10 protein-coding genes and 1 tRNA gene are annotated in these 12,067 nt (G+C 66.6%); 4 read left to right on the top strand and 7 right to left on the bottom strand.

What is annotated here, in order from left to right; genetic code table 11:
- Positions 1-169: 169 nt before the first annotated feature.
- Genes VUN84_04605 through VUN84_04590 form a run of 4 tightly spaced genes read left to right on the top strand, consistent with a single transcriptional unit; the run spans position 170 to position 4,292 of the window.
- The gene (locus tag VUN84_04605) at positions 170-1,453 is read left to right on the top strand and encodes a branched-chain amino acid ABC transporter permease (protein XAS64961.1); all 1,284 of its coding nucleotides are present in this window, start codon (positions 170-172) and stop codon (positions 1,451-1,453) included.
- Positions 1,454-1,462: 9 nt separating this feature from the next.
- On the top strand, positions 1,463-2,431 hold the full coding sequence (locus VUN84_04600) for a branched-chain amino acid ABC transporter permease (protein XAS64960.1): 969 nt from the start codon (positions 1,463-1,465) through the stop codon (positions 2,429-2,431).
- Positions 2,428-3,522 (top strand): ABC transporter ATP-binding protein, encoded by a 1,095-nt coding sequence (locus VUN84_04595; protein XAS64959.1) that lies wholly within the window; start codon positions 2,428-2,430, stop codon positions 3,520-3,522. The genes VUN84_04600 and VUN84_04595 overlap by 4 nt, the downstream gene beginning before the upstream one ends.
- Entirely contained in the window at positions 3,519-4,292 is a 774-nt protein-coding gene (locus VUN84_04590; protein XAS64958.1) for an ABC transporter ATP-binding protein, read from the top strand. The genes VUN84_04595 and VUN84_04590 overlap by 4 nt, the downstream gene beginning before the upstream one ends.
- A 360-nt stretch (positions 4,293-4,652) precedes the next feature.
- Here VUN84_04590 and VUN84_04585 read toward each other — a convergent pair whose 3' ends face one another.
- The 7 genes from VUN84_04585 to VUN84_04555 all read right to left on the bottom strand — a co-directional run bounded on the left by VUN84_04585 (position 4,653) and on the right by VUN84_04555 (position 12,051).
- Positions 4,653-6,008, bottom strand: a complete 1,356-nt coding sequence (locus tag VUN84_04585) for an ABC transporter substrate-binding protein (GenBank protein XAS64957.1) — start codon at positions 6,006-6,008, stop codon at positions 4,653-4,655.
- Between the two features lie 177 nt (positions 6,009-6,185).
- A tRNA-Leu gene (locus VUN84_04580) sits at positions 6,186-6,259 on the bottom strand.
- Positions 6,250-7,236, bottom strand: coding sequence for an ACT domain-containing protein (locus VUN84_04575; protein ID XAS64956.1), 987 nt, complete (start codon positions 7,234-7,236; stop codon positions 6,250-6,252). Before VUN84_04575 ends, VUN84_04580 begins: the two co-directional genes overlap by 10 nt.
- Positions 7,237-7,392: 156 nt before the next feature.
- Positions 7,393-8,853, bottom strand: a complete 1,461-nt coding sequence (locus VUN84_04570) for an FAD-dependent oxidoreductase (protein XAS64955.1) — start codon at positions 8,851-8,853, stop codon at positions 7,393-7,395.
- A 38-nt stretch (positions 8,854-8,891) separates the two neighbouring features.
- Entirely contained in the window at positions 8,892-10,262 is a 1,371-nt protein-coding gene (locus VUN84_04565; GenBank protein XAS64954.1) for a S8 family serine peptidase, read from the bottom strand.
- On the bottom strand, positions 10,259-11,212 hold the full coding sequence (locus VUN84_04560; protein ID XAS64953.1) for a Ppx/GppA phosphatase family protein: 954 nt from the start codon (positions 11,210-11,212) through the stop codon (positions 10,259-10,261). The genes VUN84_04565 and VUN84_04560 overlap by 4 nt, the downstream gene beginning before the upstream one ends.
- Entirely contained in the window at positions 11,209-12,051 is an 843-nt protein-coding gene (locus VUN84_04555; GenBank protein ID XAS64952.1) for a DUF501 domain-containing protein, read from the bottom strand. Before VUN84_04555 ends, VUN84_04560 begins: the two co-directional genes overlap by 4 nt.
- Positions 12,052-12,067: the final 16 nt, after the last annotated feature.

Raw genomic sequence — 12,067 nt, 5'->3', positions numbered from 1 at the left:
CCGCATCGCACGTCTCTACCGCATCGCAAGAAGTACTACACCTCGTCACCCTGACTGTTCGCAGCGGTTGCAATGGCGCAACCCACACCACCCCCATGTGGAGGTTTTCATTTTGAGAAGCACACCGAGAGGCCTGTCGCAGAGACGGCGCGGCAGACTGCTGAGAGCTGTGGGGGCTGTTTTTGCCGCCGTGGCCGCGCTACTGCTGATCGTCGCGCCCGCATCACAGGCCACGAGCCCCTCGCCGGCACCATCCCCGTCGGCTACCACGTTCCAAAACAGCATCAGCGGCTTCCTGCGCGGTGATGACCGGGCGCCGATTGCTGACGTCACCATCACCGCTAAGAGCAGCGATTTCACCGGAACGGCCAAATCGACCGCCAATGGTTCCTGGACCATCGGGGTGCCCACCCAGGGCACCTACGAAATCCGGCTCGACGAATCCACGCTCCCGGAGGGCATCAAGCTCGCCGACGGCCAGGAAAACCCCCGTCAAGTCACCTTCAGCCAGACCTCAAACCTCTCGGTGATCTTCGCCTTCGGCAAGGGCATCGTCGTGCAGCAACAGGACTTCGGCCAGAACCTGATCAACCGGCTCGTTGCAGGTCTGAGCTTCGGCCTGCTGCTGGCCCTGGCTTCGGTGGGCCTGTCCCTGATCTTCGGCACCACCGGGCTGACCAACTTCGCACACGGTGAAATGGTTACACTCGGCGCCGTCCTGGTGTTCGCCTTCAACGCAATGAATCTCCCGTTCTGGCTGGCCATCATCCTCGCGCTGCTCGGCGGCGGTCTATTCGGCTACGTCCAGGACGCCGGGCTGTGGAAACCGCTGCGGCGCCGCGGAACCGGGCTCGTGCCGATGATGATCGTCAGCATCGGCCTCGCCCTGGCCGTCCGCTACGTCATCCAGTTCTTCTTCGGCGGCGCCACCCAGCAGCTTCCGTTCGCCCAAAGCGCGGAAATCCAGCTCGGCCCGGTCTCCATTTCCCCCAACAACCTCTGGTCGCTCGTCATCAGCGCGGTTGTCATTGCTCTCCTCGGCGTCATCCTGCTCAAGACCCGGCTCGGAAAAGCAACCCGCGCCGTCGCCGACAACCCGGCGCTGGCAGCGGCGTCGGGCATCGACGTCGACTCCGTCATCCGGATCGTCTGGGTCACCGGCGGCATGCTGGCCTCGCTCGGCGGAATCCTGTGGGCCTACTACCGGCCCGGCGTGACCTTCGACATGGGATCGCAGATCCTGCTGCTCATCTTCGCCGGCGTCACCCTGGGCGGCCTCGGCACGGTGTGGGGTGCCCTGATCGGATCCATCATCGTCGGTATCTTCGTGGAGCTGACCACCGTGTTCGGCCTCGCCGCCGACCTCAAGTACGTGGGAGCACTGTTCATCATGATTATTGTCCTTCTGATCCGGCCCCAAGGCATCTTGGGCCGGCGCGAGCGCGTGGGTTAGGAGACAGCCATGGACTTTGGATTCATTCTTTCCAGTGCTGCCGGAGAACTGTTCAGCCCGACGACGGCGGCTTATGCACTCGCCACCCTCGGCCTCGCAGTTCACTTCGGCTACTCAGGCCTGCTCAACTTCGGCCAGGCCGGCTTCATGGCAGTAGGCGCCTACGGCTTCGCCATCTCCACTCTGTCCTTCGGCGTTCCGTTCTTCGTCGGACTGCTCATCGCAGTGGTTTGCGCCGCCATCTTCGCCCTGCTCCTGGGCATCCCCACCCTCCGTTTGCGGGCCGACTACCTGGCCATTGTGACCATCGCGGCGGCGGAAATTGTGCGCTACATCGTCACCACCAACCAGCTGACCGCCGTCACCGGTTCGGCCAACGGCCTCGCCGCCTTCGAAGGCGACTTCTACTCCATGAACCCGTTCCCGCCAGGTTCGTACATGGGAATGAACAACCGGGACTTTTTCATCCGGATCGTTGCCTGGGCCGTTGTGGCACTGCTCTGCCTGCTGGTGTGGCTGCTGATGCGCAGCCCGTGGGGTCGTGTCCTGAAGGGCATCCGCGAGGACGAAAACGCCGTCCGCTCGCTGGGCAAGAACGTGTACGCCTACAAGATGCAGGCCCTGATCATCGGCGGCGTCCTCGGCGCTCTTGCCGGAATGATCTTCACCCTCCCCCGTGGTGCGGTGCAGCCGGCCAACTACGGTACCGAGCTGACGTTCTTCCTCTACACCTGCCTGCTGCTCGGCGGCCTTGGCACGGTGCTGGGGCCGGTCATCGGCGCCATGATCTTCTGGGTGGTGCTGTCCCTTACACAAGGCATCCTCTACGGCCTGATTGAATCCGGCGCCGTCACCTGGCTCAACACGGTACAGGCCGGGCAGCTGCGTTACATCCTGGTGGGTGTGGCACTGATGCTGCTGATGATCTTCAGGCCCCAAGGTGTCCTCGGCAACAAGAAGGAGCTGGCGTTCGCATGAGCACGCAAAGCGAAAAACCCCTGCCGTCCGAAGACTCGGACACCATCGACTACATGACGGACTCGCGTCCCATCGCCGCCGGGGAGACCGCCCCCGGCTGCAAGAAGCGTGACCCGATTGTCGTCGCGGAAAACGTCACCCGCAGCTTCGGCGGCATCAACGCCGTCGACGTCGAGTACCTCGAGATCCCGCGGCACAAGATCACGGCCCTGATCGGCCCCAACGGTGCCGGCAAGACCACCTTGTTCAACCTGCTCACGGGTTTTGACACCCCCAACACGGGCAAGTGGCAGTTCGAAGGCCACAGCCTGGCCGGGGTCTCCTCCTACAAGGTGGCCCGCATGGGCATGGTCCGCACCTTCCAGTTGACCAAGGTCATGGGCAAGCTGACCGTGATGGAGAATATGCGCCTTGGCGCGTCCAACCAGGCTGGCGAGCGGCTCTCACGGGCCCTGTTCAAAGGCATCTGGGGCGGCCAGGAAAAGAAAATTACCGCAGACGCCGACGTGCTTCTGGAGAAGTTCAAGCTGGATGCTAAGAAGGATGACTACGCGGCGTCCCTCTCCGGCGGCCAGCGCAAGCTCCTGGAGATGGCGCGCTCCCTCATGGTGCGGCCCAAGCTCGTGATGCTTGATGAGCCGATGGCCGGCGTTAACCCCGCCCTGACCCAGTCGCTGCTGGACCACATCAAGAACCTCAAAGCCGAGGGCATGACCGTGTTGTTCGTCGAACACGACATGCACATGGTCCGGCACATTGCCGACTGGGTGGTGGTGATGGCCGAGGGCAAGATCGTGGCCGAAGGCCCGCCTGCCGATGTCATGAAGAACCCGGCCGTGATTGACGCCTACCTGGGCGCCCACCACGACGTCGATCTGGGCGACTCGGAAGGCATCAAAGAGCTCGCAGCCGAACTGGTGGCCGACGAGGAATCAATTGTCGGCACCGAAAACGCGGGCATCATCTCGCTCGACGTTGTCGCAAAGGAAACGGACGGTCCGGCCGGCAGCGGACCCGCGCGCGGCCGGCGCAGCGCCGAGGAGCCGCCCCCTGGCCAGCAGCCGCACAGCACAGCGAAGGACACAGAATGAGCGCCACCAGCGCGGCCCCCGCCGCTAAGCCCGTGCACGATGAGGATTCCGTCGTCAAGGTCACCGACCTGATTGCGGGCTACATCCCGGGCGTCAACATCCTCAACGGCTGCAGCATCGAGGCCCGCAAGGGTGAGCTCATCGGTATCATCGGCCCCAACGGAGCCGGCAAGTCCACGCTCCTGAAGGCGATGTTCGGCCTGGTCAAGGTCCATTCCGGTTCCGTCGTGGTCCGCGGCCAGGACATTACCGGGCTCAAGGCCAATAAGCTCGTCAGCCGGGGCATCGGCTTTGTGCCGCAGAACAACAACGTGTTTGCGGCGCTGACCATCGAAGAGAATCTCCAGATGGGCATGTTCCAGCGGCCCAAGGACTTCTCCGAGCGCTTCGACTTCGTCACCGGCTTGTTTCCGGAACTCGGCAAGCGGCGGGCCCAGCGCGCTGGATCGCTCTCCGGCGGTGAACGCCAGATGGTGGCGATGGGACGGGCCCTGATGATGGATCCGGCGGTGCTGCTGCTGGACGAGCCCTCCGCTGGCCTCTCCCCTGTCAAGCAGGACGAGACCTTCCTTCGGGTTCACGAGATCAACCGTGCAGGCGTCTCGGTCATCATGGTTGAGCAGAACGCCCGTCGCTGCCTGCAGATCTGTGACCGCGGCTATGTCCTGGACCAGGGCAAGGACGCGTACACGGGCACCGGGCGGGAGCTCATGAAGGACCCCAAGGTCATCCAGCTTTACCTGGGCACCCTCGCGGACACCGTAGAGTAACGCACCGCGCCACCAGAAGCGCCAGAAGGGCCGTCACCAGCCGGGGGCGGCCTTTCTGCGTGCCCCGCCCGCGCCGCCCGTTTCGATGCTTCCCGGCCCGTTCGGTGTACGCAAGCGTCGGGTGCACCCGGAACCGTCGAATCGGAGCGGGACAGCAGTGCGGGACAGCGGTGCGGGACAGCAGTGCGGGACAGCGGTGCGGGACAGCGGTGCGGGACAGCGGTACGGGACAGCGGTGCGGGACAGGTGCGCGGGGCGGAGCGGGGCGCTGCCGGGACGTCCCAGCCCTGTCCCTGTCCCCCCACGCAAAAGACCCCCGTCCGGTGGACGGGGGTCTTTGCTAGCTAAGGAAGGGCGAGATTACAGCTTGCCGAATTCTTCCTTCACCGGCTTGTACGTGTTGTCATCCTGGAACTCGTAGATGCCAATGTACGCCTCAGTCGGGTCACCGGCGTCGGAGAACGTTACGGGGCCGGACTGGCCGTCGTAGTCGATGTCCTTGCCCTCACGGAGCAGGGTGACGCAGGAGGGGAAATCGTTGCACTTCTCGCCAGTCTCGGAGACTGCCTTGAGCTGCGCGGCAATGTCGGTGCCCTTGGTGGTCTTGGCCGCCTCGGAGGCCAGCGCGATCAGGTTCACGGCGTCGTAGGACTCGCCTGCGTAGCTGTAATCCTTCAGTGCCGGGTCGATGCCCAGGAGCTTCTTCTTGAAGTCATCCTTGGCGAAGGTGCCCGGGATGGTGCCCTGGGCGCCCTTCAGGGTGCCTGCCTGGAAGTCCTTGCTGTAGTCGGACATGTTGCCGTCCACCATGAAGAGCTGGGTGGGCTTGACGCCCTTGCCCGTCATGAGCGGAACGATGCTCTTGGCCTGGTCGAAGGTGATCAGGGCGATGGCATCCGGCTTGGCCGCGAGGACCTTGTCAACCTGGCTGCTGAACTGGGAATCACCTTCGTTGAAGAGTTCCTGGGCAACTACCTTGCCGCCGGCCGCCTCGAACGCAGCCTGCACGTTCTTGGCAAGGCCGGTGCCGTACGCGTCATTCAGAACAATCATGCCTACGGTCTGGGCACCACAGGTGGCCATGTAGTTGCCGAGGACCTTGCCCTGAAGGACGTCCGAGGGTGCGGTACGCCAGTACAGGCCCTTGTCGTCCCAGGTGGTGAAGTCCGGGGACGTGTTGGCCGGGGAGAACTGGATGACGCCGGCGCCGGTGATCTGGTTGATGACGGTCTTCGAAACGCCGGAGGATGCGGCTCCGACGATTGCGCTGACACCCTGGCCGAGAAGTGCGCTGGTGGACTGCGTGGCGATATCGGTTTTGGTATCGCCGGAGTCGCGGTGGATTACCTCAACGGGCTTGCCCAGGACGCCGCCGGCGTCATTGATTTCCTTGATGCCAAGGTTGACACCCGCGATTTCGGGCGGGCCGAGGAACGCCAGCGACCCCGTCGTCGGCAGGAGCGAACCAATCTTGAGGGCGGTATCGGTGGTGGTGGTGGCGGCAGGGACGGACCCGCCGGCCGCCGCGGAGCTGCTGGCACCGGCAGTCGCGCTGGGCGCCGGGCAAGCGATGCCGGCGGCGTTTGCCGAGGCGCTTCCGGAGCTCGTCGACGTCGGGGTGGACGAACCACCACAAGCCGTAGCCAGAAGGGCGACGCCGATGCTAAGCGCGGTGAGCTTAGCTACGCGGGGCGCCACCTGGGGGAGTGAAGTCATTTACAATCTCCTCGATCTAAAGGTGCGAACGGCCTTTGATGCGAAAGATCAGGTGTTCCTGATTTAACTTCAAGCTAGTGCACTTCGCGCCCGATCCAAAGTGACTACGGTCACATCCTTATAACACTCGTTGCATAGAGGAAATCCGGCCGAACGTTTCGCGGGCACCGCGACGGGTGCCCCAGGTGGGACTCGAACCCACAACACGCGGATTTTAAGTCCGCTGCCTCTGCCAATTGGGCTACTGGGGCGACCGGTCCATGCTATCCCGTCCGGCGGACCCAGCGGTGCCGAATGGCGCGGCGAAGCGGAAAGTGCCGTTCACGCCGCCCGGCCAGACAGCCAGCGGAAGCACCTGGAAGTGCGCGCCCCAGGCCGGGTCGGAGCCCTGCACGCCGAGGGACGTCGAAGTGACGAAACCGAAGCGCGAGTAGTACTCCGGGTCGCCGAGCAGGGCAATGCCGCGCTCCCCCGCGGCGTTGGCCCGGGCGATCGATTCCTTCATCAGCGCACTGCCGATCCCGTGGCGCTGCAGCCGCGGCACCACGCCAATCGGCCCCAGGCCCAGGAGCTCCAGCTCGCCCGCCCAGCCCCGGGTGCACATGAGGTGGCCGACAATCCCGCCGTCGAGCTCCGCGACGATGCTGAACCCGGGCAGGTACTCCTCGCAGTCGAAGAGCCCGCGCAAAAGTTCCACCTCCGCCGGCTCACCGTCCACCGGCAGCCCGGTGACAGGGGAGGTGGCAAAGGCTGCGGCCGTCAGTTCCAGAATGGCGGGACGGTCCGCGGGTTGTTCGCTGCGCAGGACCAGCTCCGGGGCGGGCGGATGTTCGCCGCTCGCGGCCACAAGCTCGTGCAGCACCTCCAGAGCCCTGTCGGCGTCCGCTACCGGCACCAGGAGATGGTCGTGGTGGAAACCGGCCAGAACGTTGCAGCTGATTTTCGCCTCGGTCAAGGCGGTGCTGACGGCTGCCGTCAGGCCGATGGCGTCCAGCGCGGACTGCACTTGAAGAGTGATCCAGGCGCCGACGAAATCATAGTTCAGGCCCTGGTTGTCCGCGTCGGCGCGCGGCAGGACCACCGTCAGTCCCTCCGCTTCACGGACCGCGGCAGCGGCCGTCCCGGCGAGGGGCACGCCCTCGGGCCAGAGGACATACACGAATTCACCCGCACGGCGTTCCGGGTGCATGGTGGCCAACAGGGTGGAGAGGTCCTTTACAGCTGTCATGGAGCCAGTCTAGGCGCGGCCTGCGACCGGCCCGGGTGCCACCGGCTGCCGCAACCGGGATTTCCCCGCCGTCAGCAACGATTTAACCATGCCGGGTTAACAGCAGCGGCGGCCGCTCCCCACCGGGGAACGGCCGCCGTCGGCTGCTGGTGCCGGCTACTTGGAGTGGGCCGGAACGGCTTCCTGGCTTGCAGCCTTGGTGCCGTCCACTGCCGGCTTCCCAGCAGCAGGAGCGGCGGCCGGCTTGGGCGCCGGCGTCGCTGCGGCGACGAAGGCACCGCGCGGGTTGTCCAGGTCAGCGAGCTGGGTGGTGTCGCGGCCCAGGAAGAGAGTCCAGAACCAGCCGGAGATCACCCGGATCTTGCGCTCCACGGTGGGCATGGCCAGGCCGTGGTAGCCGCGGTGCGCCAGCCACGCCAGCGGACCCTTGAGCCCAATGCGGCCCAGGAGGTTGATGTTGGCGACACCCTTCCACTGGCCGAAGCCGGCGACGGCGCCCAGGTTCTTGTGCTTGTAATCTGTGAGCTCTTTGTCCCAGCGGGAGGCCCAGAGGTTCTTGGCCAGGCGCTTGGCCTGCCGCAGCGCGTGCTGGGCGTTGGGGACGCAGGTGCCGTCCGGAAGGCCACTGCCGGTCAGGTCCGGCACAGCCGCGACGTCGCCGGCAGCCCAGGCGTTCTCGATGATGCCGTCGTCGCCGGCGATGCGCAGGTCCGGGAGGACACGGACGCGGCCGCGTGGCTCCAGCGGAAAGTCCGTGGAACGAACCATGGGGTTGGCCTGAACGCCGGCGGTCCAAACGAGGGTGTCGGACCGGAACTCCTGGGCGGGCGTCTTGTCCGGGAGGTTGATGAGTTTCAGGGTGCCTTCGGCGCTGTCCAGCGAGGTGTTGAGCAGGACTTCGATGCCGCGGCTGCGCAAGTGCTCCACAACCCACTCGGCCTGCTTGGCCGTGACCTCGGGCATGATGCGGCCCATGGCTTCAACGAGGACGAAGCGGACCTCCTCCTGCTTGAGGCGGTGGTTGTTCTTGACCGCTGCGCGGGCGAGGTCTTCCATTTCGGTGATGCACTCGATGCCGGCGAAACCGCCGCCGACAACCACGAAGGTCAGGGCGCTGGCGCGTTCTGCGGGATCGGTCATCAGCGAGCCCGCTTCGATCCGGTCCAGGACCTTATTGCGCAGGGCGACTGCTTCTTCGATGGTCTTCAGGCCGATGCCCTTGTCCGCGAGTCCCTTGATCGGGAAAGTGCGGGTGATCGCGCCTGCCGCGAGGACGACGTCGAAGTAAGGAACCTCGAAGTTCTCGCCGCCGTCCGTCGGCGCCACCACGGCAGTGCGGTTCTCGTGGTCGATGGAGAGGACGCGGCCCTGGATGAGCTCGGTCTGCTTGAGGTGCTGGCGGTGCGAGACCACGGCGTGGCGTGCCTCGATGTTGCCGCCGGCAACCTCGGGAAGGAACGGCTGGTAGGTCATGTAAGGCAGGGGATCCACGACGGTGACGATGCCACCGGCATTCGCGATCTTCTTCTGCAGTTTGAGGGCTACGTACAGGCCGACGTACCCGCCGCCGACGACGAGTACCCTGGGACGGTCCTGGAGCTGGGGAGAGATTGCCATTCCCCAAGAATACCGTAGTTTGTGAAAACCTTCACTAACTACGTTCGGCCGGTGGAATCCACCGCATCGAGCACGCCGGTGTCCGGGTTTTCCTGCCCGTCGGCGCCGGTCCGTGCCGTGCGGCGGAGCTGGAAGGCGGCCGCCCCCACGATGCTGAGGAACAGTCCGCCGAAGCCCAGCACCACCATCGCCGGAAGGGCGGTGTCCAGCTCGGACGGCGGCTGCACTGGCGGGACGGTGGCCTCCGGAAGGGTGGGGGCCGCGCTGGAGGGTGCCGGCGAGGCGGGGGCGGGCGAGGTGGCCGGGTTACCCCGCCGGTTGACCCGGATCCAGTCCGCTATCGATCCCAGCGGATTGCCCCGGGTTTCGGGGACGTCGGCCGTAAGCGCCGCCTCGGCGTCGAGGACCCCGAAACCATACAGCGGGTCCTTGCCGGGCGCTCCGGTGTCCTTCGCGGTGGTGACGATGCGGTTGATGACCTGGCTGGCTGTCATGTCCGGCCACTTGGAGCGGATCAGGGCCGCGACGCCGGCGACGATGGGGGTGGCGCCTGAGGTGCCCGCCCATTCCGCGTATCCGCCGCCGGGCAGGCCGCCAATCAGGTTCTCCGCCGGGGCCGCGACGCCGATGCTGATGCCCTGGGATGAGGCGTCGGTGCTGGCAACGCCCCTGCGGTCCAGTCCCGCGACGGTCAGGACGCCCGGGATGGTGGCGGGGGCGCCGACCTGGACGTTGCCACCGCCGCGGTTGCCTGCGGCAGCGACGATCACCACGTCCTTTTGCTCGGCGTAGAGGAACGCTGCGTCCCAGCTTTGCGGCCACACCGGCGAGGTGCTGCCCAGGGAGATGTTGATAACCTGGGCACCGTTATCGACCGCCCAGCGGACGGCCTGCGGGATCTGGTCCTGATCGGTCTTGCCGCCGGGGTTCGCCGAGCCAAGCCAGGTGGATACGGACAGCAACTGAGCCTCGGGGGCCACCCCCACGACGCCATCCGGGGCGACGGACGGGCCGGCGCTGGGCGGGGCCGTTGCATCGGCGGGCTGGTGGCCGCGGCCGGCCAGCAGCGTGGCGACGAGGGTTCCATGTTCGGGCTTGGCCCCGATGCTCCGTTGGCCGTCCGGAGCACCGGCACCGGAGATGTCGACACCGCCTGCCAGTACGCCGGCGAGGTCCGGGTGCTGGCCGTCCACGCCGCTGTCGATCACGGCGACCTTGACGTTGGCGCCCTTGGACACCTCCCAGGCCTTCGTGATGCCGGATTCGGCGAGCCAGTATTCCTCGTCCCGCCACGTGTCGGCGTGGGCGGCGGAGGCAGCGGTCAGGGCGGCGGCGAACGCGCTTCCCGCCAGGGCCAGGACCAGCAGCGCGGAGCCGGTCCGGCGGAGCCGGGCTGGTGCTCCGGTCATTCGGGTCCTGCGCTCAGGGCAATGCCGTCGAGGATGTCGTGTTCGCTGGTAACGGCCGCCACCACCCGGTTCTCCGTCACGTCGGCCAAACGCTCCAGAATACGCCGCCAGATAAGGGCGCCGGCACCGATGACGTCCACGCGGCCCGGGTGCATGTAGGGCAGCGCGGCCCTTTGCGCGGCGGACATCGCCAACAGTTCGGTGCAGGCCCGGCGCGCATCATCGAGTGAGAGTTCCGTGCCGTGAATGGCTGCGGGGTCGTACTCCGGCAAGTTGAGGGCGTGGGCCGTGATGGTGGTGATGGAACCGGCCACCCCGACGACGGCGGTACTGCGGTCCAGCGGAACGGTCCGGGCCGCCTCATCGATGGCCGCGTCGACGTCGGCCTCCGCGGCGGCGATCTCGGCGGCCGTGGGCGGGTCGCTGCGCAGGTGGCGTTCGGTCATCCGGACGCACCCAATGTCGACGCTTCTGGCGGCAATCACACCGTCAGCGTTGCCCAGGACGAACTCGGTGCTGCCGCCGCCGAGGTCCACCACCAAAACGGGGTCCTGCCCGCGGCTGGGCAAAACGCTGCTGGCCCCGGCGAAGGACAGCGCGGCCTCGCTGTCTCCGGTGATGACTTCGGGTTCAACGCCGAGGATGCCGCGGATACCCTCGACGAAGACCCCCCGGTTGCGGGCATCCCGGGTGGCGGACGTCGCGACGAAACGCACCCGGGCGGCGCCGTGCCGGCGGATCTGATCGGCGTAGTCCGAGGCGGCGGCAAACGTCCGGTCCAGTGCCTCCTGGGCGAGTTCGCCGGTGGCGTCCACGCCCTGGCCGAGCCGAACGACGCGCATTTCGCGTACGACGTCGTCCAGGCGCGGGGCTCCGCCGCCCGTTTCCACGTCGGCAATGAGCAGGCGGATCGAGTTAGTGCCGCAGTCAATGGCGGCGACCCGGGTCACGTGCGGGCCCCGTTGACGCCGGCGTTGTCAGGGGTACCGGGGGTTTCGGGGGTACCGGACGCTTCGGGAGTACCGGACGCTTCGGGAGTACCGGACGCTTCGGGGGTACCGGGGGCGCCGGTGTTGGACGTGCCGCCCGCGTCCTGGCGGGTCTTGCGGACCGGGGCCGGGCGGCCCACAATTCCGGGAAGCCCTTGTGGGCCGTGCCTGCTCAGGTCCTGCGAGGGGGCCTCGCCGCCGGTGTCCCAGGCCCCGGCGCAGTAGCAGCGGTCCGTCGTCCACCATTCGGCGATGGCGTCGATGGCTTCATCGCCGAGCGGATTCACGCCGGGACCCGCAGCGAGCGAATGACCGACCAGGACATGCAGGCATTTAACCCGGGTGGGCATGCCGCCGGCAGAGATGCCGTCAATCTCAGGCACAGCGCCGATCCCGGACCTCTCGCCGATTTGGGCCCGGGACGCCAGGTAGGCCTCGTGGGCGGCGCGGTAGCGGGCTGCCAGTGGTTCATTGCCGCCGAGCCTGGTGTTCATGTCGTTCATCAGGCCCGCCGCTTCCAGCCGTGACACCGCGGCCGTGATGACCGGGTGGGTGAGGTAGAACGTCGTCGGGAAGGGCGTGCCGTTGCTCAGCCGCGGGGACGTCGCCGCCACCAGCGGGTTGCCGCAGATGCAGCGGGCGGGAATTTCCACAACGTCGCGCACCGGCCGTCCCAGTTGCCGGCTCAGGACATCGAGGTCGCGGGGCGAGGGCCGGCGGAAGTCCGCCGCGGAACGGGCGGCCTCCGGGGTTTGCGGATTTCCTGCTGTCGGGTTCTCGTCCACTCGGTTCTCCTCCATGGGCGGGGCCTTCCTG

The sequence above is a fragment of the Micrococcaceae bacterium Sec5.8 genome, assembly GCA_039636775.1.
In the GTDB taxonomy this organism is placed as follows: Bacteria; Actinomycetota; Actinomycetes; order Actinomycetales; family Micrococcaceae; genus Arthrobacter.
Note: the sequence above shows the minus strand (reverse complement) of the source record. Positions and strands in the feature narration are given on the sequence as shown.